The sequence below is a fragment of the Caballeronia jiangsuensis genome (assembly GCF_046030135.1).
In the GTDB taxonomy this organism is placed as follows: domain Bacteria; phylum Pseudomonadota; class Gammaproteobacteria; order Burkholderiales; family Burkholderiaceae; genus Caballeronia; species Caballeronia jiangsuensis.
In genome coordinates, this window is sequence record NZ_JAQQDB010000001.1 from 149,316 (window position 1) to 175,574 (window position 26,259).

Consider the following 26,259-nt stretch of genomic DNA (forward strand, 5'->3'; position numbering starts at 1 on the left):
CTTATCCTTGCGCCTGGCCTCACTAGGCCAGGCGTTCCTTTCAGTGCATGACCTCTCAGGCGGCGGCTTCTTGCTTTTGGCGCACGAGGTCAAGTGCAACGTCGACAATCATGTCTTCTTGACCGCCAACCATCTTTCGCCTGCCGAGCTCAATCAGGATGGTGCGAGTATCGAGGCCGTATTCTTTGGCGGCCGCTTCGGCGTGGCGGAGGAAGCTCGAGTACACACCGGCATAGCCCAAGCTGAGGGTTTCGCGGTCCACACGAACCGGGCGGTCCTGAAGCGGACGCACCAGTTCCTCGGCGGCATCCATGAGGCCATAGAGGTCCGTGCCGTGATTCCAGCCATGGGCGTCGGCTGCCGCAATGAACACTTCCAGCGGAGCGTTGCCGGCGCCCGCACCCATGCCCGTCAGGCTCGCGTCGACGCGAATCGCTCCGTTCTGGACGGCAACGATAGAGTTGGCGACGCCGAGCGACAGGTTGTGGTGTGCGTGGATGCCACGCTGGGTCTCGGGCTTCAGCACCTTGTCGTACGCCTGGAAGCGAGCGACCGTGTCGTCCATGGTCATTGCGCCGCCCGAGTCCGTGACATAGACGCAATGGGCGCCATACGACTCCATCAGCTTCGCCTGCTCTGCCAGCTTTTCCGGAGCCACCATGTGGGACATCATGAGGAATCCGGAGACGTCCATGCCCAAGGAGCGCGCGTATTCGATGTGCTGCCTCGACACGTCCGCTTCAGTGCAGTGCGTCGCGACCCGGACCGAACGAACGCCGATTTCGTATGCGTGCTTCAAGTCATGCGCGGTGCCGATTCCGGGAATCAGCAGAGTCGTGAGCTTGGCGTGCGTGATGACTTCCGCGACCGCCTCAATCCATGCCCAATCCGTGTTGGAACCAAAGCCGTAGTTGAAGCTGGAACCTGAGAGCCCATCGCCATGCGCAACCTCGATTGCGTCGACTTTTGCCAAGTCCAGAGCCTTCGCGATTGTGCGAATTTGGTCCAGGCTGTATTGATGGCGGATGGCATGCATGCCATCGCGCAACGTCACGTCCTGGATATACAGCTTTGTATTGGTATCGTTGCTCACAGCGCCTCCGCTTTGCTGTTTTCATGCGTCTGACGGCGCACGATGCGCTCTGCGGTCGACATTGCCGCAGAGGTCATGATGTCGAGATTGCCCGCGTAAGCCGGCAGGTAATGGGCAGCGCCTTCGACTTCGAGGAACACGGTGACTTTCATGCCGATGAAGGTCTGGTCCATCTCGGGAATGAAAAGCGGGTTGTCCTTCGTGTAACGGTGGAATTGAACGCGCTGCTTCAGGCGATAACCCGGCACGTATGCGCGCACCTTTTCGACCGTGGCTTGAATTGACGCTTCAATCGTGTCTTCGTCCGCGCCTTCGCACAGACAATAGACGGTGTCGCGCATGATGAGCGGCGGCTCGGCAGGATTCAGGACGATGACTGCCTTACCGCGCTTCGCACCACCCACGCGCTCGATTGCCTGCGAGGTCGTTTCGGTGAATTCATCGATGTTCGCGCGCGTGCCCGGGCCCGCTGAGCGCGAAGAAATGGAAGCGACGATTTCCGCGTAGTGAAGCGTCGCGACGGCGCTGACTGCGGCAACGATAGGAATTGTTGCCTGGCCGCCGCACGTCACCATGTTGACATTAGGCGCGTCGAGATTGGCCTCACCGTTCACGCACGGCACCGTGTAGGGGCCGATGGCAGCAGGCGTCAAATCGATAACGCGCTTGCCGTGTGCTTGCAAGATTGCGTCGTGCTTTTTGTGGGCGCCAGCGGAGGTCGCGTCGAATACGACCTGAATCTCACTGAAGTTTGGCATCTTCACGAGGCCGTCGATGCCCTCAGCGGTAGTTGGAACCCCCATGCGCGCAGCGCGCTTCAGGCCGTCCGACTCCGGGTCAATGCCGACGAAAGCGCCCATTTCGAGCACATCGGAAAGGCGAAGAACTTTAATCATCAAATCGGTGCCGATGTTGCCGGAACCGATGATGGCTACTTTGGTTTTTGACATGAGCAAACCTCGTTAAACGAATTTCGCCGTGACTTGGCCGAGTCCCGACATCTGGGCGACAAAGGTGTCGCCGGCGGTAACTGGAACCATGGGTCCCAGGGCGCCGGTAAGCACGACATCACCGGCTTTCAGCGGGCGGCCACGGCGAGCGACTTCGCCCGCGAGCCACACTGCTGCATTGAGAGGGTGGCCGAGGCATGCAGCGCCACTGCCGGTCGAGACGATATTCGGACCAGTGCTTGAACCGTCATCCGCGCGCTCGCGCGTCATCGTCATTTGGAGACCACGAAGGTCCAGGCTTTCGATTCGACGCGCAGGCCCTCCGAGCACATACATCCCGGATGAGGCGTTGTCCGCGACAGTGTCAAAGATGCGGATGTCCCATTTCGAAACGCGGCTGCCGACAATCTCGAGAGCCGGAACGACATACTGCGTGGCGCGAATAAGGTCAGCCACTGTCGGCGATTCCAGATTGAGGTCTTCGTCCAAAATGAGGGCAATCTCTGCCTCCACCTTCGGCTGGTGAAGCCGACTGACTTCAATCGGCTCGCCTTCGCCGGCCGCCATGTCGGCAAACAGCATGCCGAAATCCGGTTGGTCGACGCCGAGTTGCGCTTGAACAACCTTCGACGTCAGGCCGATTTTTCGTCCGACGAGGCGACGCCCCTGAGACTCGTAGAAACGCGTGTTCGCGTTCTGGATGGCGTAGGCGGTATCGACGTCGTTGTTTGCGACACGGTCACGCAGCGGTGCAATGGTCTCACCAGTTTCGAAGCATCGGCGGAGTTCCGCCGCAAGAGCTTCTACGTCCGCAGCACCAGCGACGGGCTGCTCAAGAGTTGCGTCAGACATGATGTTCCTTCGTGAAATTCGCTACGACTCAGGACACTGCGTCCACCTCAAGCGGGTGGTATGCCCCGCGCCAATGAAGTAACGGTGACTTATTCGACACTCGTGCGTTGAGCACGCGACCAATAAAAATCGTGTGGTCGCCGGCTTCGACTTGCCGCTCCAAACTGCACTCAATCCAGCCGAGGCAGCCAGACACGAGAGGCAGGCGCTCGACACCTTCGTAGGACTCGACAAGCGCGAAGCGGTCAACAGGCCGACAAAACGTACGCGAGACTTCTTCTTGGTCTGACGCCAGAATGTTCACCGCGAAGTGACTGGCCTGACTGAAGATGGGATACGAAAACGAACGAGTCGTCAGGCTCCATTGAATGAGCGGCGGGTCAAGCGACAACGACGAAAACGAACTGACCGTTGCGCCGTAGGGCCTTCCATCCACGTCTCGCGTCGACATCACGGTAATGCCCGTCGCAAAGTGCCCGAGCGCGCGGCGGAACGCAGTGCCATCCGCCTCCGTGAGACTCAGCACGCCCGCCTGATTGCTGGATTCCGACATGGTTTTCTCCTGTATCGCGCCGGCGTGTGCCGGCCGATTCGAAGTCAGTTCACTTCGACTTCAAGCTCAGCGCTTGATGGCGCCTGTTCATCGAACGTCTCAGCGGGGTCGCCTGCCAGTGCGAGAGCTTTGTCGACGAGGCGCTGCATGTCAGAATCACGGCTACCCGCGAAGTAGTTCATTGCGAGATTGCGGACCGGGTCGCCGGCGTAGTAGCGCTCGTACTGCACCAGACGTTGACCAAACGCTTCGCCGGCCAGGTCCCAGGCAAGTTTGAAGAGCTTCACACGCTCGACCGACGGCATGCCGCCGGCGCCTTGGTAATACAGCGCCATGTCATCAGCGAGTTCGGGTGCGCGGAAGTCGGCACCGCTCGGCATCAGCATGAAGCCACCAGCACCGATGGTCTGAAGCACCTCGACGACTCGCGGGTACGCGAACGGCAGCATCGTGCGAATGGCTTGCAGCGGCGCCAGCGAAGGACGCACCGTGCCAACGTCGGACGGCTCCGCTTCATATTCCGAGCGCACGAGCGCACTCTTCACCTGCTCGACGTAGCCGAGCAACTCGCCTAGCATCTGTTGCACGTGCAAGAACTGGTCGGCTTTGATGGACTTCGCAACTGCGATAGCGAGACCCACCGAGAACTGCATCTTGACGAGGGCACGCGTATTCGTCTGATGCGCAGTGTGGTTGCGCAGTGCCGTGTGCGAGTAGAGCTGATTCGATAACTCGACCTGGCGATAGCAGAAGACACGTTCCCAAGGGACAAACACGTTGTCGAAAATGAGAAGAGAGTCGTTCTCTTCAAATCGCGTAGACAGCGGGTGGTCGTAACTATCGTGGTGCTCGACGTAGTACGGGTCTCGAGCAATCTGGCGCAACCCCTTGATGTCCGTCGGAACGGCGAAGATGAGTGCGTGGTCTTCATCGCCTGCCTTGAACTGCGGCAGGTTGTACATAATCATCTCGTCCGATACGGGGCCGAGCGTCGCAATCATGCGCGCGCCGCTCACGTAGATACCGTCCTCGGCTTCCTTCACTACGCGTAGGTGCATGCTGGCCTGCTCGGAGGATTGCTTCGAGCGGTCGTTTTGCGGCGTAATCAGCGCGTGGCTCAAAAACAGGTCGTTGTCGCGAATGTACTCGTAATACTTCACGATGTTTTCGCCGAACTGCTCGCCGCCCTTCGCAAAATCCTTATGTGCTTCCCAGAACGCCAACAGCGTGACGTTCATGAAGTCCGGCGAGCGACCCATCAGGCCGAAGTTGGTCTCTGCCCAGAGGCGGTAAGCCTCGCGGCGTTTGCGCAGGTCGTCCGCAGACCTCGCGGGCATGAACGCCAAACCTGCGCGCTCTCCCGTTTCCGGGACGACATAGGTCACCTTGTCTTGCAGTTCCGGGTCGTGCTGGGTGTCGTAGAGCGCCGCAAGTTGCTCAACTGCTCCCTTGAACGCTGGGTGCGTCGTGACGTCAGTGACGCGCTCTCCACGAACCCAGACGTCACGCGGACTGTTCTTCAATCCGTCGATGAACTGCTGACCTGTACGAATGCCCATGTCGTAATCTCCTGAATATGTGCTCGCGCTATGCGCGGTCTGCTTTCGGTTCTGCGAACATCATTGCCATGCCCGCAATCCATCCCTGGATGGCCTCGTAATAAACGAGGTCAGCCTGATATTTGCCCTGCGTAGAGAGCGCGGCAAAAGCCGCAACCCATGCGAGAACCTCGGGACCGCCACGCCCAGCTTTTGCTCGGACGTCTTTCATGGCAATTGCGTCGAACGCCTCGAGGTCTCCGCTCTGGAGCTTCTCGATGAATGCGGCGTCCCAGTCGGGGTCGACAGGCAGTATCTCGGGCGTGCCATTCACGGCACGGGCCCCCGCTGCCAACACACGCTCAACCCGAGCACGCTGGACTTCCTCGGACGGATATCGACCGCTGATAAGGCGCTCTTTGACCTCGTCGGGTGCAGTGAGGATGCTTGGCGTGGGTGGGTCATGGGAGAGGCCACCAGACGCTGAAATCAAAACCCGCTTGCCGGATGCCGCAGCCCAGCGGCCGACTGCCTCGCCGAGCAAACGCGCCCGCTTAAACGTAGGCAACGGAGGCGCGGCGCTGTTAATGAAAATCGGAATCGTCGGGAAGCGGCTGAAATTCCCAAACATGCGTTCCCAGATTTGCACAAAGCCGTGGTCGACTTCCATGCGATAGGAAACCGCGACGTCCACACCCTCATGGAGGAGCATCTCGCTCAACTGAAGCGCGTCGTCGGAAACAACGGGAAGTGGACCCGTCGATGTGTCCCAGTCGCCGAGGGAAGTCGCGTTAATACCAACGCAGAAGCTGGGCATGACTTCATAGAAGAAGCCGTTGAAATGGTCTGGAGCAAACTGAATGAGAAGGTCCGGCGCGAAGTCTTCCGCCCGCTTCGCGAGGGATTCGAAACCCTGTTTAACGCTGGAGCGAACTTCGTCGTCAGCGATTCCGTCCTTCATCAACGGAGTGTGAGATGCACACAGCACAGCCAATGTCACGGCTCGTCTCCTTGTTCATGTCTGTAACCAAGCCAACTCGATGGTTGGCTGTTCGAGCGCTTGTCTGATGTCGCGGTGCGCTCGAAGACGTTGAACAAATAGTAGCGAGACGACTGTTATCCGAATAATGCGACTTTTCTATAAGGTCCATCCGAAACTCGGTTATCCGCGTTTTCCCTTATTTTTCGGCAAATATCTGCTTATATTCAGATAGTTACGTTGAGCACCTTTCGGTAATTCACCCCAATCTATTGATTCGGGCAAACCCCTATTCGGGGGCCAGCGGGGCTCGGACCTATAATCGTTTGGTGGATAACATGGCCCAAGGTTGGTCATAATGGGCCTAACGGAGACAAACGTGGACTCGCGTCTGATTGAGTATTTCTTGCGAGTTGCCGAGCTTGGAAGCATCAACAAAGCGGCGACGGACCTCAGGCTTTCCCAGCCAGCGCTATCGCGACACATTGCACTTCTCGAGCACCAGGTCCGAGCCAAGCTGTTTACTCGAACACAAGGCGGGGTGCTGCTCACGGAAGCAGGAACGTTACTGCTTGAACGCGCTCGCCCGATACTTCGCCAATTGACCAAGCTCGTCGAACAGGTTGGCGACCGCGCCGCAGGACAGCTTTCAATTGGTGTCGCACCGTCATGGCGGTATCTTTTCACCTCGAAGTTCATACCCCGTTTAGTCGCCGAGTATCCTGGTGTTTCCCTGCGCGTGCATGAAGGCGCAAGTCACGAACTGCGGGAAGTGATGCACTCTGGCATGCTGGACCTCGCAATCGTGCCGTTCGAGGGGTCACCGCCGCAGGGATATGCCCACACGCCGCTCATTCGTGAGCCGCTCATACTCGTCGGGAAAAAGGCAGATGAGCTGCAGCCGGACAAGCCCGTCGCCTTGTCGAAGCTGGACAATCTCCAGCTAGCCCTGCCTGGAAGGCCGAACGTCATCCGCACAACGATTGAGAATTCGATGTCGCGTCGAGGCTTCGAATTCAAGACGCTCTTCGAAATCGATGCGATGCACCTGTCGATGGAACTTGCGCGCCAGGGAGTGGCCGATACGATTACTCCATGTTGTGCGGTCAGCGGCAACCCCTACTGGGAAGAGTCGCTTTCCTGGAGTCCCATTCGTGGGGCATTCATGACTTGGGCTCTGTGCGAGAACACAGCACGGTCGCACTCACAAGCGGTCCGTGAAGGCCAGCGGCTGGTGCTTCAGGTCGTCAACGAAATCGTGGAAAGTGGTATCTGGCTTGGCGCGGAAAGACTCAAGAAGACAGCGGAGGCGCCTGCCATCGAGCTTTACGAAGAAACGTAAGAGCGAGGGTCTAGTACCCAACGATTACAGGCTGGCCGATGTTTCAGGGAATCGACCAGCCGCGAAAAAGTTAGAACAAAGTGCGCATACCCAATCGAAGTACGGTTTGATTTTGGCTGGACGATGTGGCAAATGTGCCGTTGACTGAGGCCACCGCACCGGCCCCGCTAGCCCGTTGGTAGATTGCGTTCACGTAGACGTCGGTGCGTTTGGACAGCAAGTAGTCGAAGGTCAGACCGCCCTGATTGGAGTGGCTGTTGTCCAGTTGGTCGTTACCCTTCGCGTAGATGTAGTTCGCGTAGAGGAAAGTGTCGGGCGCAAACTTAACCAACCAACCTGCTTCGTAGCTGTCGACGTGGCCATTCGTGAATGTATTGCGCGTGTTCGTATAAAGCACGTCCAAGGCAAGCATACCGAAGTCATAGCGACCACCGAACCCGTAGTTCCGAATGCCATGATGCCCATCGTCAATGCCGTCTTCCTTCGAATATGTATAGGCCGCATTCAGGCGTAACGGTCCATTATTGTAATTGGCACCGAAACTCATCAAGTTATTGCTGCCGGTCTGCCCGGCGATATTGCTAAAGCCGTACATCGCGCCGAAGTCAAAGCCTGCGTACGTCTTCGAGGTATATTTGATGGCGTTCGGTGTCGCTTCACCGCCTGCGATGCGCGTATAGTCAAAAGTGCCAAGCGGAGCTCCGAGCTTGGCAAATGGTCCGCCGGGCAGCTGGTAGAGGCTGACATAAGGAATCTGATGTCCCCAGCGCGCAATCGAGAGATTGTCGAACATATAGTCGAACTGGCGGCCCAGCGTCAGCGTCCCGTACGGCGACGCGATACCAACGTAGGACTCTCGGCCGGTGAAGGCGCCGCCGTTCTGCTTCCCGGTATTGATGTCAGGCATTGAGTCCATCACGAAGAACGCTTGAAGACCTCCTCCGAGGTCTTCAGTGCCGCGGATGCCCAGAAGATTCGGAGCCTGAATGCCCGAGGCCATCTGCACGAGAGAGTGGCCACTAGCATTACTGACGTAGGTTACGCCTTCGTCGAGCAGCCCAAAAAGCGTGACCGAACTCTGGGCGTAGCTCTGAAGCGGGATTGCCGCAAGCGCGACGGTGAGCAGTTTTTTTTTCATGCTCGTTCCTTATTTGGGCACACGGGTGCCTTTGCCCGAACTCCAAGGAGCTGGGCGTAGTTTTTGACTGGTTGGGATTGCGCGGGCGCGACGGCAGACGACCGCCTCACGGACAGCGAGGTCCGTGAGGCTCGTCCCTTAGCTTTCGTTACTTCGAGCCCAGGAGCACGAACAAAACCGTCGCTGGCTCTGCGCTGAGGTTGCGCCAAGCGTGGCGCGTGGCACGTTGCACGACGAAGTCTTTTGGTTTCAGCTTTCGCATCTGACCGTTATCCAACTCGAGGTGGATTTCGCCTGAAAGGACAACACCGTAATCGAGCGTCTGAGTCGTGTGCATGCCAGGGTTGTCGCCCTCAAACGCCTCGGCAAGACCCGGCAATTTCTCCATCTGCTCGCGATGTGCCGCCATGCCATCGAAACCGTCTGAAGCGAAGACGGCGTCGGGCGGGAACGTGACGAGCAGTACGCGACTTTCATCGGCCGCTGGTACCCAAGATTCTGGCCACTTTCCCGATTCCTCAAGATGTTCGATGGAAGGGGCGACAGCTCCGCCCGTCGCCCAAAGCATTGAAACTTCGAATCCGGGCACAGAAGCGAAAGACGCACACCACGGGGCGGGACCGTCACTAGCGAAGGTCGAGGCGCCACTTCCGTCGTGGCCAGTTACGACACGTCGAGTCATTTTGGCCTCCGGCTCAAACCAGCGTCGGATTTATGACGACGTTCGTGAAGCCACCATGCCGGTGGTTGACCGCCTCCAGTGCCTCGTTGATTTTTTCGAGCGGGAAAACTTCATGTTCGAACACGGAAAGGTCGAGGGTGCCCGAATCGGCCATGGCAGCCATATTCTCGCCTTCGGCCGGCGTGAACCAGAGCGAACCGATAAGCGACTTTTGTTGGCACATGAGCGGGAATGGCTCCAGCGGAATCGGGTCCGACACCCCGCCGACCGAGACCATTTTTCCGCCGCGTCGCATCGCAGAGAAGGAATCCAGTACGTTCGACACCGGTGCATTCGGTCCGAGGCATTGCAGCACTGCATCGACGCCGAACCCGTCCGTTGCCTCCATCACAACGTCGTGTACGGGACGCTCCCCGAGTGGCACGGGGTGGATTCGTTCAGGCGCGAGCTCTTTCAATTGAGCCAGGAGCTCCCGGTTCCGACCGGTCGCGAAAATCTTGCGTGCGCCAATGCCAAGGGCGCAGAGGGTGCCGCCCAACCCGAGCGTTCCGGTGGCACCGTCAATGACAAGAGTCTGCCCTGCCTCGAGCGAAGCCCGACGCAGTCCGGCATAAGCCGTACCGATGTAACCGAAGCGTGCTCCTTGTTCGAAGGAAATCGACTCCGGGAGCTGCACCAGATTGGTCGCCGGCGCAGTCAGATATTCGCCGAAGCCGCCGTAGGGGTAATCCTCGAAGAGGCGTTGTGAACCAGCGCCGAATCCGAAATAGCCCTGGAACGTGTAAGCGGGGCAGTTTGTGTTGTCGCGTCTACGGCATGCCGGGCAGCTGCCGCAAGAAAGACCCGGGTTGACGTATACGCGGTCGCCGGGCTTTACGCCTACGACGTGGCTGCCGACTTGTTCAACGACACCAGCCGCGTCAAGACCGTAGATTGCCGGCAGCTTGGGCAGAGGGAGGAAAGGGAACCATTCAGGATAGTGAGCAACAACGTTATGCAGATTCGGGACTACGCCACATGCCTGAACTTTGACGAGAACGTCCGTTGGGCGGGGCTCAGGAACAGGAATTTCATCGACACGAAAAGGGTCTCCGACCTTGTGCAACCGCGCAGCACGCATGGTTTTCATACATCGTCTCCGTTGAATATTCTATGTACAACTGATTGGATAGCGAGGTTCTTCAGCTTCGCTCCGAAACACGCCCGTGAATACGGACGTTGCCGGATGGGACTACCAACCGTTTCTATAAGCCAACTCAAACAACTGAGAATGACAGGCTGGCCGAACGCTTCGCATATCTCCGTCGAGATTAAGGTACCGCAGGCTTGATTGCTTCAGTTATGCAATCCGCCTATACCAGTTATTCAACGGGGTTCCTCAGTCGGTTCTGAAGTGCAAATAGGTGAAACTGAACACCAACGAAACGTTGCGTGCGAGCGATGAGCCCCGCATCGCTATCCGAGCTGCTTACTGAGAGATTACGACGTTCACAAATCCGCCTACACGACGTTCTGCGTCCGCAAGAGCCTCGTTAGCCTGCTCAAGAGCGTATGTGTGATGCTCGAATACGCTCAGGTCCAGCGTGCCCGCCGCGACCATGGCGGCCAAGTCCTGGCCTTCCGCCACCGAAAACCAAAGCGAGCCAATGAGGCTTACCCGCGCGCACATGAGTTCGTGCATGTTGACCGGCATCGGGTCAGACATCGCGCCAATCTCAACTAGACTTCCGCCACGTCGCAGTGAAGAGATGCAGTCAAGCGTGATTTGGTGCGACGCACCAGGACCGATGGCGTCCACCACTGCGTCAACCCCGGACCCTTCTGTCTCCGCAAGCACCCAGTCCTTTAATGTCCCAGAGCCATACGAGAAAGTGCGGACTCTCGTTGGGTCCAACGCCCGCACACGAGCAAGGTTCGCTTCGTTGCGCGCGACGCAAAGAATCTTCGTGGCGCCCATTGCACGAGCAATCTGAACGGCGCAAAGGCCGAGCGTGCCGGTGCCACCGCAAACCAACAGCGTCCGCCCGGCGGCCACGCCTGCCTTCCGCAAGCCTGAATAGGCCGTCCCTAGATAACCGAAGCGTGCGGCTTGCTCGAAGCTGACCTGTTCTGGCAATTTCACCAACCCGTCGGCGGGAGCCGTTGCGTACTGGCACAGGCCACCGTATGGATAACGCCGGTAAATCTCCTTCGAACGCGGGCCGAAACCAAAGTACCCTTGAAACGTGAAGGCTTGGCAGCTGATTCGGTCCCCAATCCGACAGGCGTGACACGTACCACACGAGCGTCCTGGATTGATATACACGCGGTCGCCGACGGCAAAGCCTGTGACATCGCTGCCAATCTCCGCGACGACACCAGCGGTGTCTAATCCGTAAATTGCGGGCAAATCGGGCACGGTGAGGTAGGCGCGTTCGCCGTAGCTGCGCATGACATTGCGCAGGTTCGGAACGATTCCCGATGCTTTCACTTGCACGACCACATCGGTCGCTCGTTCAACTCGCGGCCTTGCAATCTCGTCGAGCCGAAAGCTTCCACCGGATTCGTGTAATCGCATCGCGTGCATAGTGGCAGTGTTTTGCATAATCAGTCTCCGAAAATTGATTGCGGGTCGCACAGGCGACATCCGCATCGAACAAGTGCTACGAATAGCGTGTTCTCGGTCACGCCCGAATCACCTCGAACGAGAACATGCAAGAAAATAGGTGTACTAATGCTATGCGGCACGCGGGCTGGCTATCTGCCCACGCTTAGCTGAATCAGTTAGCGGTGTCGCTACCGCCCAGCTCGACCTGCAATTCGGCTTTTAGTTTGAGCAAGCGTTCCGCCATTTTCTGCTTTTGAGGAAGAGCACGGGCCGTGGGAGCCACAACCGCTACAGCATAATGACCGTGGACCGTATCGATTGCGACGGCCATGGACGAAACGCCTGCCATTGATTCTTCCGACTCCCATCCGAATCCAGCGTCGCGGGTTTCAGCTACGATGCGCCTAAACTCGGCGGCATCGGTCACCGTGGCCTCCGTCATCTTTTCCAAATCTGCGCCGAGCAGAGTTTCATCATCGACCTCCGGGTGCAGAGCCAATAGTGCGCGGCCGCCACTTGTGCAATGAAGTGGAAGGTCGCCACCCACACCTGGCGTTACCCTTAAAACGTGTTCCGCGACAACGACATGTACGTAGGCTAGACGCCGGCCACTCATGCGGCAGAGGACGACTGTCTCCTGCAGTTGCTTTGAGAGTAGTTCGAGATGAGGCCTCGTTATCGCAACGACGTCGGTGTGGACTCGTCCAATCATCCGCATTAGAGCAGGTCCCAGCTTCACACCCTCGCCACGGTCAGCCCGGACGAGTTCTTCTTGGCAAAGGGCAGACACGATACGCTGAACGGTTGAACGCGGAAGATTGACTATCCGCGAAATGTCTGCCAAACGCATACCTTCTGGTTCGTCGCTCAAGACGTTCAAAATCCTGGCTGCCCTCGCTATTACCTGAATCGAATTGGACTTGTCGTCGCTTAGTTCGTCGCTCATTGCGTTTACTTGCATCAAAGAGAAGTCAGGCTCTCGGCACATGCCTCAGGACCTATCCTAACTTTTAGTTTAAATTGAGGAAGCTCGGAATAACCCGCATCTCGGAACATGCGCCCGCATCGCGGGTTTTCCTCAACGCGGCGGCCCATCTGGGTGTTGCGACGTCGCGGCAATATCAAACGGTGAGAACGCATGTCGTTCGCCGACCTTCATAGCGACGTGGCACGCCTCCTTCCAAAAGCGCCCGCGTTTATTCTCGACGTCGGAGCTGGCAGCGGCAGAGACGCTGCATCGCTAGCCGAGATGGGCCATAGCATTGCTGCGGTCGAGCCCGTGGATGAGCTTCGCAACTGCGGCTCAACGCGCATAGGTCGAGTCGAATCGAGTGGGTCGACTTCAGGACGGTAGCCGAGCGATAAGCCACAACGGTCCGCGGGTTTTCCCTCTTCAAATCGCCTTGACAATGACGACTCTGAACTTGATTATTTGCTCTTCCACTGAGCATTTGTTCGTATGGCTGTTCTCGCCGGATAGCTGAGGCTGGGCGGCCAAGGCGCGTGGCGCGCCCCTAGCCGGAAAATCGACGGCGGCGTTGCACGGGTCGCTATAAGAGGCAAAGTCATTGGAACATTTGCAACCCTTAGCAAATTCGCATGCGAGCAACTTGGAGGGCATTCTCATGGCTGGAGAATTAAAGGGCAAGGTAGCGGTGGTAACTGGCGCCGGTTCAGGGATAGGTCTAGCAAGTACGCAGGCGATGTTGACTGCAGGTGCTCGGGTCGTGCTGGTTGACCGCGATGAGGCGGCACTGACTTCAATCTGCGGCGCGCACGGCGACCCGGCTATTCCTTTAGTCGTCGACTTGCTCGACCCGGCAGCGTGCTCGTCCCTTATACCCCGTGTGCTGGACATCACTGGGCAAATCGACATCCTGCACGCGAACGCTGGTACGTATGTAGGCGGCGAGCTAGTCGAAGCAGACACGGCTGCAATAGACCGGATGCTGAATCTCAACGTGAATGTCGTGATGAAAAACGTTCACGACGTGCTGCCGCACATGATTGCTCGGCGGACCGGCGATATTGTGGTGACCAGTTCCTTGGCGGCTCACTTTCCGACGCCTTGGGAGCCGGTCTATGCATCGTCCAAGTGGGCGATTAACTGCTTCGTCCAGACAGTGCGGCGCCAGGTATTTAAGCACGGAATCCGCGTCGGCTCTGTATCGCCCGGCCCAGTTATCAGCGCGCTACTGGCCGATTGGCCAGAGGAGAAACTGAAAGAAGCCAAAGAATCCGGGAGTCTGATTGAGGCTAGCGAGGTGGCGGATGCAATCATGTTCATGCTGACACGGCAACGCGGCCTAACGATACGAGACGTGGTCTTGATGCCTACCAATTTTGACCTGTAAGTTATTCTAGGCAGACCTCAATCGAGCTTCAGCGATGTTTCTCGGCATTGACCTCGGCACGACCGAGTTGAAAGTCCTCTTGCTCTCAACCGACGGAAGTATCGTCGGTACCGCTCGTCATCCGTTGGAAATCTCACGGCCGCGACATCGGTGGTCAGAGCAAGACCCCGACGACTGGTGGCAAGCCACGAGAATTGCGCTTTCAACGCTACGCAATAACCATCCCGATGCGTTTGCTAGCATACAGGCCATTGGCCTGTCAGGTCAGATGCACGGTGCTGTTCTGCTGGGCGCAAATGACCAACCGTTGCGCCCCGCGATACTGTGGAACGATATGCGGAGCGCCAGCGAATGCGCCGAACTCGAAGCACGCGCGCCGAGACTGCGCGAGATAGCAGGCAATTGCGCGATGCCTGGACTCACTGCACCGAAGCTGCTCTGGCTGGCGCGTCACGAGCCTGAATGTTTTCGAAAGTTGTCGTGCGTGCTGCTACCGAAGGATTACATTCGCCTGCGCTTAACCGGTGACAAGCTTACTGATGCGTCTGATGCGTCGGGAACGCTTTGGCTAGACGTTGAACGGCGACAGTGGTCCGACGAGCTTCTACATGCTTGTGACATCACACAGACGCAGGTTCCTCCGATTCTGGAGGGATGCCAAGCATGCGGCGGCGTCCTTTCAAGCGTTGCTAGCGAACTCGGCTTGCCGCCAAACGTATTGGTTGCAACGGGCGGAGGCGACACGGCGACAAGCGCGCTCGGTGTCGGAGCGACGGAGCCGGGAGAGGGCTTCTTGTCTCTGGGTACGTCCGGCGTCCTTTCCGTCGTCACCGAGCGTTTCCGACCGAGCCCGGAACTGGGATTGCACGCACTTTGCCACGCTATTCCAGATAGATGGCACCGAACAAGCGTCGTGCTATCCGCGGCTAGCTGCATTCGTTGGATTTGCAAACTCACTTCCGCTGACGAACTATGTTTGCTAGCTGAGGTCGAAACTCTCTGCGCAAACGCTCGGGCAAAAGCGCCCTTGTTTCTGCCGTACCTTTCCGGCGAAAGGACGCCTCACAATGACCCATACGCCCAAGGCGTGTTCTTAGGACTTTGCGATTCGACCGACCGAGCCACTCTTGCTTATTCGGTTCTCGAGGGCGTGACGTTTGCTTTGACGGACGGCCTCGATGCTCTCCGTGCGGACGGCACCCGCGAAACCTCAATCAGTCTCATCGGTGGCGGTGCACGCAGCACATTCTGGACGCAATTGATTGCTGACGCGTTTGGAGTTCCGATACGTCGTGTGCCTGATGCCCAGTGCATCGCTGCGCTCGGAGCGGCACGCCTCGGATGGTTAGCAGCTGACGGCGATTTCTCGGTCGTGGTCAGTCCGCCAACCGCATCGCAGGAATTCGTTCCGGACGTTGAGCGGCATTCGATACTTTCGGACCGGCTAGCGTCGTTCCGAACTCTATATCAGCAACTGCAGCCAGTATTCTCGACGCGAACTTGAAGCGTTTTGGTGGAGTCCTGCATTGCAAGGCCCGCCTGCACCTGCCTCCGGAGACGATACAGTACAGGAGACTCGCCCGACAGGTGGGTACGCGCCATCTTCAGCCCGGACACTTCAAAGCAGCTTACTCAGCGCCGTGAAAACATCCCTAGACCGAGCTGACTCTCCCTCTCACGCGCGCGTAAAGAGGCTTCTTTCCTTTCTTGTTTAGGAAGAAGCTTCCTCGTGGGTGCGAGCTCTTTATAAGTTCTAGCGAGACGCATTTATACAAGGGAGGCCGACCTACATACCAGCCGCAGCGAGTTCGCGGATGCCGGCCTCCCTGCGCAGCCACACGGATGCAATTTTCCGTCCGAGCGAACGGTTGCTGACATCAAAAGCTAGACGGCGCTTCAGACGTTTGGCGCCGCTAACACGCCGAGCAGCTTTTCAACAGCCATGCCAATGGAGAGCAGCCTCTTATCGCTCCCAACGGGGCCGTCGAGAGCCAATCCGACGGGCAGGCCTGAGGCGGTGCGGCCAGCCGGGACCGTGACACCCGGTATGCCGGTGATGCTGCCGGGGTCGGCATTTCTGATGAACGTGCCGAATTCGTCGACCGGAGGTCCGCCATTGACGCTGACGGTCGACGAACCGTTGACGGGGTCGATGGGCACAGCGGGGAGCGGTGTCATCGGGGCGAAGATAGCGTCGATTCGGTTCGACGCGAAATAGGCATCGAAGAGCGCACGCATCTGCGGACGATAGACGTTCACTGCGTCTGAGTAAGCCGCTGCGGATTCGGCGGACCCAACGTTCGCAAACCCGCCTTTGACGTCGGGACTAGCAATCGCGGCGGAGATTTGAGCGAGCGTGATATCGCTGCCACCACTAGCTGCCAAGTAACTCGGAATCTCGAGCGAGGCCTCGTGAAACACCACGGTGAAACCAACCTTCGCGCCCAGGTCGCGAATGGTGGGCGGGTCGACAGGGACGAATGTCACGCCAGCAGCCTGAAGTTTCGCTTTTGCTGCATTCATTATTTGCAGCACCTCGTCGTCCATTACGTCCCAGTACGTCGCCGGGATGCCGAATCGCAATCCGCTCAGCGAAGTCGCCGTCGGCACCTCGGTGCCGGTGATGACAGCGTCGAGAAGCGCGACGTCTTCGAGGGTGCGACCCATAGGCCCAACCGTGTCACGCGTATGGCTGAGCGGAAGCACACCAGTGCCGTCATAACGGCGCTCTGCGCCGCCATTGCCAACGGAGGGACGCAATCCCGCGATGCCGTTTAACGCCGCGGGGATACGAACAGAGCCGCCCGTATCTGTGCCCAACCCTACCGGTGCCATTCGGGCCGCGATTGCAACGCCCGTCCCACCTGAAGAGCCGCCCACCATCCGGTTCGTGTCATAGGGATTGCGCGCGAAGCCAGCGAATGGCGAGAAGTTGGTGGTTGTTATGCCGAACGCGAGCTCGTGCATGTTGGCTTTGCCAAGGACGATAGCGCCCGCCGCGAGCAGTCGCTGAAGAACGACCGCATCGTTGTTTGGCTGGAAGTTCTGCAAACGCGGCGTGCCGCCCGTCGTGGGAAGGTTCTTCGTGTTGATGTTGTCTTTGACAACGATGGGCAGGCCAGCCAATGGCGGCAGCTTTTGCCCGGCCGCACGTGCCGCATCGACCGCGCGTGCAGAAGCGATGGCACCTTGGTTGAGCGTGATGAAAGCGTGAAGGTTGGACAGCGAGCTTGCTCGTCCCAGCAGTGTACGGACATACGTCTCAGCCGACAGCTGGCCGGATGCCATCGCGGAAACGGCCTGCGTTGCCGTCAGCGACAACTGCTGTGACTGGTCGGTCGACAAGGGTGAGGATGAGTCGCTTCCTCCACCGCATGCCGAGAAGCCCGCCCCGACGGCGGGTGCTAAAGCGAGGGAACCTACGCGAGTAACGAAGGTACGTCGACTCATCGATTTGGGCTTATTCATTGACCGTCTCCAAGTCTACAGCTTTCCAGCCGTGTTGTTTAACCCGCTGCCGGCGCTGAGCCCTTAACAGGTAACGTTGCTTATATGTGGGTTAGAACGGATATTGGATGGGCTTGTCGGTGAGGCTGACCCATTGCGTTTGGGTGAACTCGTGCACGTTTGCAGGGCCACCGAAGCGACCACCGTTGCCCGACGCCCCCATCCCGCCAAAAGGAACGTGGAATTCGTTGTTCACCGTCTGGTCATTGACGTGCACCATGCCGGCGCGTATCCGCGCGGAGAGAGCAAGGCCACGCGACATCGATTGCGTGTGAATGGCGGCGGCCAGCCCGTACTGGGACGAGTTGACGAGTTCCACGGCTTCTTCATCGCTATCGAAGACAGTGATGGGCGCGATGGGACCGAAGATTTCCTGCTCGTACGCGGGCATCCCGGGTTTGACGCCTGCAAGGACCGTCGGCTCGTAGAAGAGGCCGCTATAACGCCCACCAGCCAGAACGGTTGCGCCGGCGCTCACGCTCGTTTGCACGATGTTGTCGATTCGGTCCCGCTGCTTCTGGTTAATCAGCGGCCCCAGATGCACCTGCTCTTTGGCGGGATTGCCGACCGCCAGACTACGAGCACGCTCGGCGAGCCGCTGTGCGTACTTCTCGGCGATAGAGCGATGCACAAGGTGACGACCGGTCTGCATGCAGATTTGGCCCTGATGCAGGAACGAACCCCATGCGCCGCTGGACGTTGCCGCTTCGACGTCCGCATCTTCCAGAACGACGAGGGCGTTATTGCCGCCGAGTTCGAGCGCGACTTTCCTCAGCATGCGACCGCAGATTTCGCCGATGGAGCGGCCCACCGCTGTCGAGCCCGTGAACGAAATCATGCCCACCTTCGGGTGACGCACGAGCGCGTCGCCTGCAGCCGGACCACCCGGAATCACGTGCAGCACACCTGCAGGCAAGCCCGCATCCTCGAAGACCTTGGCAAGCAATAGGCCACCTGCGACACCGCTCTGCGGGTCTGGCTTCAGGATGACGGCGTTGCCGAGCGCAAGAGCGGGCGCCACCGAGCGCATCCCGAGAAGAATCGGGAAATTCCAGGGCGCGATAACGCCCACTACACCCACCGGTACGTGGCGGCAGATATTCATGCGACCAGGAATCGAGGATGGGTAAAGCGCTCCCTCGGGCTGCATGGGAATCGCAGCCGACATCTGCAATTGCTCATACGTGGCGTGCAGTTCCCATTCAGCCTTCGGCCGCGTCGAACCGCATTCGCGAACGTTCCATTCGTTGATTTCCGGTGCACGCTCTTTCAAAAGTCGCGCTGCCTCTCGCATAACGGCCGCACGTTGGTCGAACGGCATTGCCGCCCAAGCCTCCTGAGCCTTCTTTGCCGAAACGACTGCGCTATCGATGTCTTCGGGCGAACCGACGCCAATCAATCCGATGTTCTCTCCAGTCGCCGGTTCGACGACTGCCTGCGTTCCGCCCGCCGCAGTCTTCCATCCGTCGGAAAAGATGCGCCCGTTCCAAGCTTGCGACTCGCCAATATTGCTCATGCTATTTCTCCGTGATGCATGTTGATGCTTTACCCTGGAAGCTCACTTCGCCTGCGACGCAAGCGTATGCACCGGAATCTCAGCGCGCACGCGGCGGCTTGAAATCAGTAAGACTGCGATGGCGGCAACGACTCCGGGCGCCGCAAATACGAGGAAGCTGAAGCTGATGGCGAATTTCTGGCTCAGGAGATATCCGCCAAGAGCGGGGCCAGCCATAGCGCCGAAGCGTCCAGCAGCTGCGGCCCAACCCACGCCAGTCGAACGGATGCCTGCCGGATAGAGCTGCGCGGCAAATGCATGAGCGATGCAGAGCGTTCCGATAGTCGTTGCGCCGGCTGCCATCAGCAGAATGTTCAAGACAATGGGCGACTGCCTGTAACCCAACAGCCCAATGGAAACGGCAGCTACTGCGAAAAAGAGAATCAACGTCGGCCTGCCACCGTAGCGGTCCGCCAGCCAGCCACTGCAGAGACCACCCAGGACCGCACCGATGTTCAGCGTAATCAGGAACGAGAGGCTCGAGCCCAAGGAGTAGCCGTTTGCAGCCATGAGCTTGGGCAACCACGTGTTAAGCCCATAGACCATCAACATGCACATTCCGAACGCGACCCACAGAAACAGCGTGTCCAAGAGTCGACCATGGGAGAACAGTTCGACTGCACGCACACGCGTTTGCTCCACGTCCTCTTCCCCAGCTGCCAGACTCGCAGCACTGCCTTGAAAGTCCGGGGCGTATCGGCGCAGAATCGGTTCTGCTTGTGCGAAGCGCTTTTGAGAAATCAGATAGCTGATTGACTCCGGCAGCCACTTGTAGAAGACCGGGAAGAACAGCAGCGGGATGCCAGCAATAAGGAAGTTGGCGCGCCAGCCGAATTCGGGTGTGATGGCTTTTCCGGTAAGAGCGGCAATGACACCACCCACCGAGAAAAAGCTCAACATGACGGTAACCATGATGTTGCGCTTGCTGTGCGGCGACATCTCGGTGACCAGTGCCACGATATTCGGCACCATGCCGCCAAGGCCTACGCCAGTCATAAATCGGCAGAGGGCAAATTCCGTCGTGTTGGTGCAGAAGGCGTTCCCGAAAGCCGCAATTCCAAACAGCACCAGGCAAAGGAGGATGATACGGCGGCGGCCGAATCTGTCAGAAGAGCTGCCCAATGTCAGGGCGCCCACCATCATGCCAAAGAGCGCGCTACTGCCGATGAAGCCTGCAGTGACCGGAGACAGCTCCCAATCATGCATGAGTTGAGGAAGGATTGACCCATAAATGACGAGGTCGTATCCGTCGAAAAGCATAAGCATCGAACACCAGAACATCACCATGAGATGGCGAGAGTTCAGGCGCGTGTTGAACAACGCGTCACCAGAGGGGGCGGGATGGTCCATCTTTGTCTCCAAATGAGTATTAGTTCTTAGCGGCTTATGATTAGTACAACGAATAGGTTAAAATTTATGCTAGTCCGACAAGGTGGTGCTCTTTTTAAACTAGGAAACGACTTACGGCGTCCTCGTTCCAGCGGATTCCAGCGCCGGCCTCGTTGCCAAAGTGGGCCTCGCCATCTTTGAAATGAAGGTCCGGCTGGAGAACGGGCCCCGCCATGTCCATCTTTTCGAGCAGATGGGCGGTTGGGCTCACCGCGAGAACGTGCGCGCTAAATTCCTGGAAGATGTGGCTCGACATCGGCAAGCCATGCTGCTCGGCGATGGCACTCGCCTTCACCCAGCCAGTCACGCCTCCGATTTTCATGAGGTCCGGCATGCAGAAGTCGCATGCGCCACTGTCAACGGCTTTTTGCATCTCGTCAGGGCCGAACCAGTTCTCACCCATTTGAATCGGAATATTCAGCGCCTCGCGGATTGACGCGTGGCCTGCATAATCTTGCTGCAGCGTCGGCTCTTCAATCCAAGATATGCTTTCAGCTTCCAAGGCTCGGCCACGACGCTTCGCCTCCGGTACCGACAGGCCCTGGTTGTAGTCGACCATCAACTGCGCGGCTTCACCTGTAACCGCCTTCAGCGCGCGCACGACTTTCAAGTCGTATTCGAGCGTCGCGTATCCGATTTTGGTCTTGACCGCCTTGAAGCCAGCTTCCACGGCGTCACGGGCGCGCCTTGTGCCCAGTTCCAGGTCGTCCATGCTGTGGCTGTCGTATGAAGGCAGCGGCCGTGCTTTACCGCCGAGCAATTCCACGAGTGGCAAGCGGTGGGCCTTGGCCTTCGCGTCCCACACGGCCATGTCGATGCCTGCGGTGGCAATACGCACGATGCCCGTGTTGCCGATGAGGCGGAAGCGAGCATTGAAGGCACGGTCGATGTCATGAGGTGACAGCGGCATGCCCTTAATCAGCGTCTCCAACTCGTCGACCATCTGAAGCGTAGGCTTCAGTGCAAGAGGGGTGTATGTGAACACGTACGCGTGTCCGGTGACGTTCGCGTTCGTGAGCAGGTCAATCAGTACCAGCGGGGACGTAGCGACAGTGCCGACTGCCGTCTTGACCGGGTATTGAAGCGGCACGTTGACAGCGCGCGCACGCAGGCCAGTGATTTGAATATCTTCCATGACGACAACCTTCTAAGCAGAGATGGAATCAGCGGTGCTGAAGTCACCGACTTTGCACTGACCGCCGTTCCATAAGAAATCAGAGTTCAACTGGCTTGCCGATGGGCAGCCGACTTGCGCCAGCGTCGTGTCGATTTCGACCTTGAGGAGCGAGAGGACTGCGTCCACGCCGGCTTCTCCACTCGCTGCAAGCCCGTACAGCGTTGCACGTCCAAGAAGAACGGCATCTGCACCCAACGCAACTGCCTTCACCACATCCGAACCCCGACGAATGCCGCTATCAATGAAAACTGGAGCGGAAATGGCCTTCGCGGTTTCCTGCAGCACTTCAACTGGTGCGATGGCGCTATCCAGTTGTCGGCCGCCGTGATTGGACAGAATCACACCGTCTGCCCCGAGCTCGATGCAGCGGCGCGCGTCATCAGCACGGCTGATGCCCTTAATCAGCAACTTGTGAGGCCATAGGTCGCGGAGCCACTTCAGGTCATTCCACGCAAAACTCGCGTCCATCTGCCGGCTCATCAGCGCTGCTTGCAGCTCAGTGTCCTGCACATCCTGGCTTGCAAAGTTCGCCAGTTGCGGCATGCCGTGTCTAACGAGGTCCAGCGACCAACGCGGATGAAGCACGCCGTCAAGGATGGTCTTCGCTGAATACTTCATGGGCATCCCGAAGCCGTTCCTCATGTCGCGCTCGCGTTTGCCGTTCACCCCAACGTCGGTGGTCAGAATGAGCGTCGTGTAACCCGCATTCAGCGCGCGCTTGACGAGCAACTCGGCGAGCTTCCTGTGAACTACATACAACTGGAACCAGATTTCGCCGGTCGCTGCCTTAGCCACTTCTTCGATTGAAGCCGTCGATGCGGTCGACAACGCAAACGGAATGCCGAACTTGCCAGCAGCGCGCGCGAGCGCGAGGTCCCCCTGCGGCCAAAAAATCCCGTTCAAGCCAGTCGGTGCAATAGCAAGCGGCGCGCTCGCCGCCTTACCGAGGATGTTCACCTGCGTGTTGCGGGTACTGACGTCAACAAGACGGCGCGGCTGAAACTTGATTGTCTCGAAAGCATCTCGGTTGTGACGAAGACCAATTTCGTCTTCGGCTCCTCCTTCGAGGTAGTCGAACACCATCCTGGGGAGGCGGGCCTTGGCGCTCGCGCGAAAATCTGCCACATTCACTAGCTTTTTCATGACAGGCTACCTCTGCGCCTTAAGCACGAGTCTCAACCTCGATAAGCACAGGCTTGTTTGAGGCAAGTGCTTGTCGAAGGGCAGAAGTGAGCGACTCAGCCGAATCTGCGTGGAGCGCCTCAACGCCGTAGCCACGTGCGAGCGCGCAGAAGTCCAGTCCAGGCACGTCCAGCCCCGGTACGTTCTCGGCCTGCAGCACGCCAGCGAACCAGCGCAACGCTCCGTAGGTGCCGTTCTTCATGATGAGGAAGATAGTCGGGATGTTGTATTGGGCAGCCGTCCACAGAGCCTGGATGCCATAGTTTGCAGAGCCATCGCCAATCACGCCAATCACGCGACGCTCGGGCTTTGCCAACTGGATACCGACCGCTGCCGGGAGAGCGAAGCCAAGACCGCCTGCAGCGGCGAAGTAGTAGCTGCCTTGTTCCGTCATGCGCAGGCGCTGCCAGAGGATGTTCGTGGTCGACGTCGACTCGTTCACGTAGATTGCGTCGCGCGGCGCTATTTCGTCGATGATGTCGAACACCCGCTCCGGAGCCAAACGCCCTGCTTCGGCAGGCGCCGGTTCCGGCCGGCGAACAGCTGCAGGCATCGGGCGAGACGTCTTCGTGACCGCGTTGTTCAGCGCTTCAAGGGTCGGTGCGATTTCCGCGATGATGGCATCGCCCATAGGAGCACGCGTTGCCTCGTTGATGTCACATGTGATTGCGATGAGGCGCGTGTTCTGGGGCAGAAACTCTCCAGGCTCGTACTGGTGATAGCGGAACACGGGCGCCCCGACCACGAGCACCAGGTCGTGACCTTCGAGCAGTCGACTGATACTCGCGATTCCTGCCGGCATTAAGCCACGGAAGCAAGCGTGGGTCGTCGGGAAAGAACAGCGTGGCGCCGAGGGGGCCATCCACACGTGCATGGCGAGTTTCTCAGCGAGCGCCACCGCGAGGCCATTGGCTTCAGCGGCGTCGACGTCCGGCCCGACAATCATCGCTGGGTTCTTCGCCTCCTCAAGCTGCTGTGCCAGGTTTTGAATAGTTGCGGGCGTAGGAACACCTGCCATCTCGACGCGACGCGTCGCGAGGTAGTCGACGCCCGGAGCCGCCTCTTGTTCCCAGTCGTCGTAAGGGACCGACAGGTAGACCGGCCCCTTTGCGCCGGTGCCGGCCGTGTGAATCGCGCGGCTCAGCGCCAGCGGCACCTCTTGAGCGCAGGACGGCTCCGAACTCCACTTGACGAGCGGCCGCGGCAGCGACGCGGCATCTACGTTCGCCAGGAGGGCTTCCACGCCGACCATGGCGCGAACTTGCTGACCTGCCGTCACGACGAGCGGTGTGTGCGAATTCCAGGCATTGGCGAGCGCGCCCATTGCGTTACCGGTCCCCGCGGCCGAATGCAGGTTGACCAACGTCGGTCGTCCGGTCGCCTGCGCGTATCCGTCCGCCATCCCGACGACTGCACCCTCGTGCAAGCCGAGAATGTAGTTGAAGTCGCTCGGGAAATCCTTGAGAAACGGCAGCTCATTCGAGCCGGGATTCCCGAAAAAGGTGGTCAGGCCTTGGTTGCGGAGGATTTCGTAGCAGGCTTGGTGAATGGTCTTCATGGCGTTAGTTCCGTTCGATGCACCTATGCTATGGGCGCAGACGGAATAAGACCAATCATCTCTTTTTTGTTCTTAAAATAGATAGCATCTATATAGGTCGTAACTATGAGCATTGACTTGAACCTAATTCGGACGTTCGTCGCAATCTATGAGACACAGAGCGTTAGCGGCGCAGCGAAACGTCTGAGCATTACGCAGCCGTCAGTCAGTTACTCGTTGAATCGACTGCGGGACCTCCTTCACGACCCGCTATTCACCCGTAGCCGGGACGGCATGGTCCCAACATTCAACGCGACGCAGCTGTTCAGCTCGTTTAAAGCCGCACTGAACAGCATTGAATCGGCCATCTCAGCAACGCGACAGTTCGACCCGTCGAGGTCGGAACGCACCTTCAGACTGGCACTCTCCGACCTGGGCGAGCTGTATTTCCTGCCCATCCTCGTTCGCGAGTTTCAGGCCATCGCGCCTTTCATCGGGCTTGAAATCGTACAGATTGACAGTAACCTTGTTGCTGAGTGGCTGCAGACCGGATATGTAGACGCTGTAATAGGAAACCTGCAGTTTGTTGGCGGCGAGGCGAGAAAAGCGACTCTGTTCAAAGAAAGCTATTCTTGCCTGTTGAGCGCATCGCATCCGAGCATCGGCGATACCCTGACCTTAGAGCAGTTCGTGGCGGCAAATCACGTTGTGGTGGCACCTTTCACGGGCCATCATCTCGTCGAAGATGTGCTCAGCGAGATGGGACTCAAACGAAGGATTGTCCTCCGGGTTCCCCACTTCACCAGCCTCTTTTCCTCGATTGCAACGACGGACCTGGTGCTCGCGCTGCCAACGCGAGTCGCCAGAGCATTCGCAAGCGAAGGACGCGTGAAGGTCCTACCGCTTCCGTTCCAAATACAGCCCTTCGAGGTGAACTTGTACTGGTACCCGCACGCCGAGGACTCGGGCGCTCAGCAGTGGTTCTGCGACACCGTAAGGGGTGCATTGAGTGACGTGTGAACCAGGGGAAGCCCACCTGAACAACAAGCCGTATTCAGGAGCAAACCGCCACGAAGGAGGGTCATTGCAGTCCCACACGCGACGCCGACGACTGTCTCGTCAACGAAGTACCCCTGAGCCTACAGAAGTCGAACGGGCGCGGCGGGCTACTCTTAAGAGCCGGAACTGATATGTCGAGCAATGTCTTAGGTACTGAAGGCTACGCTGAATACGCCGCTCAAATGATTGAGCGCTGGGAAAGAACTCCATTCTCCGACCTTCATGGCGACGTGGCACACCTCCTTCCAGAAGTGCCCTCGCTTATTCTCGACGTCGGAGCCGGCAGCGGAAGGGACGCGTCAGCGCTGGCCGAAATGGGCCACAGCATTGTTGCGGTTGAGCCCGTAGATGCGCTTCGCAATTTCGGGTCGACGCGCCATAGGTCGAGCCGAATCGAGTGGGTCGACGACAGTCTTCCGGACCTCAACGTTGTGCGCTCGATGAACCTCGCATTCGACGTGGCCATGCTGACCGCCGTCTGGATGCACATCGACGCGTCAGAGCGTGTGCGCGCAATGCGCCACCTGAGCTCACTTTTACTTCACGGAGGACATGTCCTGATGACGATACGGCACGGCCCGGCCCCCACCGGACGTCGAATGTTCGAGGTAGCTCACGAGGAAACCGTGCAGCTAGCTGCAGTTTGCGGCCTACGTTGTGTGCACAGCGACACGACCGGTTCCATTCAAGAGTCGAATCGAAACCAAGGTGTCACCTGGACGCGTCTCGCATTCAGACGAAACTGAAGCCCGCTCCGGTACAGGAGCTCAACGAACAAACGCGAA

Annotated in this window: 22 protein-coding genes; 5 read left to right on the forward strand and 17 right to left on the reverse strand. The window is 58.5% G+C overall.

Annotation, left to right across the window (positions count from 1 at the left end; all coding sequences use genetic code 11):
• Nucleotides 1–55 precede the first annotated feature (55 nt).
• The 6 genes from dmpG to PQR08_RS00690 are packed head-to-tail and all read right to left on the reverse strand — an operon-like array spanning nucleotide 56 to nucleotide 5,986.
• Entirely contained in the window at nucleotides 56–1,093 is a 1,038-nt protein-coding gene (gene dmpG / locus PQR08_RS00665) for a 4-hydroxy-2-oxovalerate aldolase (RefSeq protein WP_313761205.1), read from the reverse strand.
• Nucleotides 1,090–2,043, reverse strand: a complete 954-nt coding sequence (locus tag PQR08_RS00670) for an acetaldehyde dehydrogenase (acetylating) (protein ID WP_062254557.1) — start codon at nucleotides 2,041–2,043, stop codon at nucleotides 1,090–1,092. The genes dmpG and PQR08_RS00670 overlap by 4 nt, the downstream gene beginning before the upstream one ends.
• 12 nt (nucleotides 2,044–2,055) lie before the next feature.
• A complete protein-coding gene (gene mhpD, locus PQR08_RS00675) occupies nucleotides 2,056–2,895 on the reverse strand; it encodes a 2-keto-4-pentenoate hydratase (protein WP_250486866.1) in 840 nt (279 codons plus the stop codon).
• A 28-nt stretch (nucleotides 2,896–2,923) separates the two neighbouring features.
• Nucleotides 2,924–3,448, reverse strand: coding sequence for a flavin reductase family protein (locus PQR08_RS00680; protein WP_250486865.1), 525 nt, complete (start codon nucleotides 3,446–3,448; stop codon nucleotides 2,924–2,926).
• A gap of 44 nt (nucleotides 3,449–3,492) precedes the next feature.
• Nucleotides 3,493–5,007: a 4-hydroxyphenylacetate 3-hydroxylase family protein gene (locus tag PQR08_RS00685; protein ID WP_062254563.1), complete on the reverse strand. Its 1,515-nt coding sequence runs from the start codon at nucleotides 5,005–5,007 to the stop codon at nucleotides 3,493–3,495.
• 28 nt (nucleotides 5,008–5,035) lie between these two features.
• Nucleotides 5,036–5,986: a 3-carboxyethylcatechol 2,3-dioxygenase gene (locus PQR08_RS00690; protein ID WP_250486864.1), complete on the reverse strand. Its 951-nt coding sequence runs from the start codon at nucleotides 5,984–5,986 to the stop codon at nucleotides 5,036–5,038.
• A gap of 358 nt (nucleotides 5,987–6,344) precedes the next feature.
• On the opposite strand from PQR08_RS00690, the gene PQR08_RS00695 reads away from it, so the two are divergent.
• Nucleotides 6,345–7,307: a LysR family transcriptional regulator gene (locus PQR08_RS00695; protein WP_062254616.1), complete on the forward strand. Its 963-nt coding sequence runs from the start codon at nucleotides 6,345–6,347 to the stop codon at nucleotides 7,305–7,307.
• A gap of 70 nt (nucleotides 7,308–7,377) precedes the next feature.
• On the opposite strand, the gene PQR08_RS00700 is transcribed toward PQR08_RS00695, so the two are convergent.
• The 5 genes from PQR08_RS00700 to PQR08_RS00720 form a co-directional block, all read right to left on the reverse strand.
• Nucleotides 7,378–8,445, reverse strand: coding sequence for a porin (locus tag PQR08_RS00700; protein WP_250486863.1), 1,068 nt, complete (start codon nucleotides 8,443–8,445; stop codon nucleotides 7,378–7,380).
• A gap of 148 nt (nucleotides 8,446–8,593) precedes the next feature.
• On the reverse strand, nucleotides 8,594–9,013 hold the full coding sequence (locus tag PQR08_RS00705; protein ID WP_250486862.1) for a cupin domain-containing protein: 420 nt from the start codon (nucleotides 9,011–9,013) through the stop codon (nucleotides 8,594–8,596).
• 127 nt (nucleotides 9,014–9,140) lie between these two features.
• Nucleotides 9,141–10,256, reverse strand: coding sequence for an alcohol dehydrogenase catalytic domain-containing protein (locus PQR08_RS00710; protein ID WP_250486861.1), 1,116 nt, complete (start codon nucleotides 10,254–10,256; stop codon nucleotides 9,141–9,143).
• A 339-nt stretch (nucleotides 10,257–10,595) separates the two neighbouring features.
• A complete protein-coding gene (locus PQR08_RS00715; protein ID WP_250486860.1) occupies nucleotides 10,596–11,711 on the reverse strand; it encodes an alcohol dehydrogenase catalytic domain-containing protein in 1,116 nt (371 codons plus the stop codon).
• Between the two features lie 175 nt (nucleotides 11,712–11,886).
• Nucleotides 11,887–12,660 (reverse strand): IclR family transcriptional regulator, encoded by a 774-nt coding sequence (locus PQR08_RS00720; protein WP_250486859.1) that lies wholly within the window; start codon nucleotides 12,658–12,660, stop codon nucleotides 11,887–11,889.
• A gap of 679 nt (nucleotides 12,661–13,339) precedes the next feature.
• On the opposite strand from PQR08_RS00720, the gene PQR08_RS00725 reads away from it, so the two are divergent.
• Nucleotides 13,340–14,068, forward strand: coding sequence for an SDR family oxidoreductase (locus PQR08_RS00725; protein ID WP_062254622.1), 729 nt, complete (start codon nucleotides 13,340–13,342; stop codon nucleotides 14,066–14,068).
• Between the two features lie 34 nt (nucleotides 14,069–14,102).
• Nucleotides 14,103–15,572 (forward strand): xylulokinase, encoded by a 1,470-nt coding sequence (gene xylB, locus PQR08_RS00730; protein WP_250486858.1) that lies wholly within the window; start codon nucleotides 14,103–14,105, stop codon nucleotides 15,570–15,572.
• 392 nt (nucleotides 15,573–15,964) lie between these two features.
• Here xylB and iaaH read toward each other — a convergent pair whose 3' ends face one another.
• The 6 genes from iaaH to mdlC form a co-directional block, all read right to left on the reverse strand.
• On the reverse strand, nucleotides 15,965–17,356 hold the full coding sequence (gene iaaH / locus PQR08_RS00735; RefSeq protein ID WP_408161017.1) for an indoleacetamide hydrolase: 1,392 nt from the start codon (nucleotides 17,354–17,356) through the stop codon (nucleotides 15,965–15,967).
• Nucleotides 17,357–17,627: 271 nt separating this feature from the next.
• On the reverse strand, nucleotides 17,628–19,091 hold the full coding sequence (locus PQR08_RS00740) for a benzaldehyde dehydrogenase (RefSeq protein WP_250486857.1): 1,464 nt from the start codon (nucleotides 19,089–19,091) through the stop codon (nucleotides 17,628–17,630).
• 42 nt (nucleotides 19,092–19,133) lie between these two features.
• Nucleotides 19,134–20,480 carry an MFS transporter gene (locus PQR08_RS00745; RefSeq protein ID WP_062254580.1) on the reverse strand — a complete coding sequence of 449 codons (1,347 nt, stop codon included), beginning with the start codon at nucleotides 20,478–20,480 and terminating at the stop codon, nucleotides 19,134–19,136.
• Nucleotides 20,481–20,574: 94 nt separating this feature from the next.
• Nucleotides 20,575–21,654, reverse strand: a complete 1,080-nt coding sequence (locus PQR08_RS00750) for an enolase C-terminal domain-like protein (RefSeq protein WP_250486856.1) — start codon at nucleotides 21,652–21,654, stop codon at nucleotides 20,575–20,577.
• A gap of 12 nt (nucleotides 21,655–21,666) precedes the next feature.
• Entirely contained in the window at nucleotides 21,667–22,839 is a 1,173-nt protein-coding gene (locus tag PQR08_RS00755) for an alpha-hydroxy-acid oxidizing protein (RefSeq protein ID WP_250486855.1), read from the reverse strand.
• 19 nt (nucleotides 22,840–22,858) lie between these two features.
• Nucleotides 22,859–24,436: a benzoylformate decarboxylase gene (gene mdlC / locus PQR08_RS00760; RefSeq protein WP_250486854.1), complete on the reverse strand. Its 1,578-nt coding sequence runs from the start codon at nucleotides 24,434–24,436 to the stop codon at nucleotides 22,859–22,861.
• A gap of 105 nt (nucleotides 24,437–24,541) precedes the next feature.
• Here mdlC and PQR08_RS00765 point away from each other — a divergent pair, with 105 nt between their 5' ends.
• Both PQR08_RS00765 and PQR08_RS00770 read left to right on the forward strand, forming a co-directional pair.
• Nucleotides 24,542–25,435, forward strand: a complete 894-nt coding sequence (locus tag PQR08_RS00765; protein ID WP_408160979.1) for a LysR family transcriptional regulator — start codon at nucleotides 24,542–24,544, stop codon at nucleotides 25,433–25,435.
• Nucleotides 25,436–25,605: 170 nt separating this feature from the next.
• A complete protein-coding gene (locus PQR08_RS00770) occupies nucleotides 25,606–26,220 on the forward strand; it encodes a class I SAM-dependent methyltransferase (protein WP_250486852.1) in 615 nt (204 codons plus the stop codon).
• Nucleotides 26,221–26,259: the final 39 nt, after the last annotated feature.

Bases quoted from the DNA above. Each gene is read 5' to 3' on its own strand.
- PQR08_RS00750 (WP_250486856.1), bottom strand. From the start codon at position 21,654: ATGGAAGATATTCAAATCACTGGCCTGCGTGCGCGCGCTGTCAACGTG.
- mhpD (WP_250486866.1), bottom strand. From the start codon at position 2,895: ATGTCTGACGCAACTCTTGAGCAGCCCGTCGCTGGTGCTGCGGACGTA.
- PQR08_RS00710 (WP_250486861.1), bottom strand. From the start codon at position 10,256: ATGAAAACCATGCGTGCTGCGCGGTTGCACAAGGTCGGAGACCCTTTT.
- PQR08_RS00685 (WP_062254563.1), bottom strand. From the start codon at position 5,007: ATGGGCATTCGTACAGGTCAGCAGTTCATCGACGGATTGAAGAACAGT.
- PQR08_RS00715 (WP_250486860.1), bottom strand. From the start codon at position 11,711: ATGCAAAACACTGCCACTATGCACGCGATGCGATTACACGAATCCGGT.
- mdlC (WP_250486854.1), bottom strand. From the start codon at position 24,436: ATGAAGACCATTCACCAAGCCTGCTACGAAATCCTCCGCAACCAAGGC.
- PQR08_RS00740 (WP_250486857.1), bottom strand. From the start codon at position 19,091: ATGAGCAATATTGGCGAGTCGCAAGCTTGGAACGGGCGCATCTTTTCC.
- PQR08_RS00725 (WP_062254622.1), top strand. From the start codon at position 13,340: ATGGCTGGAGAATTAAAGGGCAAGGTAGCGGTGGTAACTGGCGCCGGT.
- PQR08_RS00700 (WP_250486863.1), bottom strand. From the start codon at position 8,445: ATGAAAAAAAAACTGCTCACCGTCGCGCTTGCGGCAATCCCGCTTCAG.
- PQR08_RS00745 (WP_062254580.1), bottom strand. From the start codon at position 20,480: ATGGACCATCCCGCCCCCTCTGGTGACGCGTTGTTCAACACGCGCCTG.
- PQR08_RS00720 (WP_250486859.1), bottom strand. From the start codon at position 12,660: ATGAGCGACGAACTAAGCGACGACAAGTCCAATTCGATTCAGGTAATA.
- PQR08_RS00705 (WP_250486862.1), bottom strand. From the start codon at position 9,013: ATGCTTTGGGCGACGGGCGGAGCTGTCGCCCCTTCCATCGAACATCTT.
- iaaH (WP_408161017.1), bottom strand. From the start codon at position 17,356: ATGGCATCCGGCCAGCTGTCGGCTGAGACGTATGTCCGTACACTGCTG.
- PQR08_RS00765 (WP_408160979.1), top strand. From the start codon at position 24,542: ATGAGCATTGACTTGAACCTAATTCGGACGTTCGTCGCAATCTATGAG.
- PQR08_RS00770 (WP_250486852.1), top strand. From the start codon at position 25,606: ATGTCGAGCAATGTCTTAGGTACTGAAGGCTACGCTGAATACGCCGCT.
- xylB (WP_250486858.1), top strand. From the start codon at position 14,103: ATGTTTCTCGGCATTGACCTCGGCACGACCGAGTTGAAAGTCCTCTTG.
- PQR08_RS00755 (WP_250486855.1), bottom strand. From the start codon at position 22,839: ATGAAAAAGCTAGTGAATGTGGCAGATTTTCGCGCGAGCGCCAAGGCC.
- PQR08_RS00670 (WP_062254557.1), bottom strand. From the start codon at position 2,043: ATGTCAAAAACCAAAGTAGCCATCATCGGTTCCGGCAACATCGGCACC.
- PQR08_RS00680 (WP_250486865.1), bottom strand. From the start codon at position 3,448: ATGTCGGAATCCAGCAATCAGGCGGGCGTGCTGAGTCTCACGGAGGCG.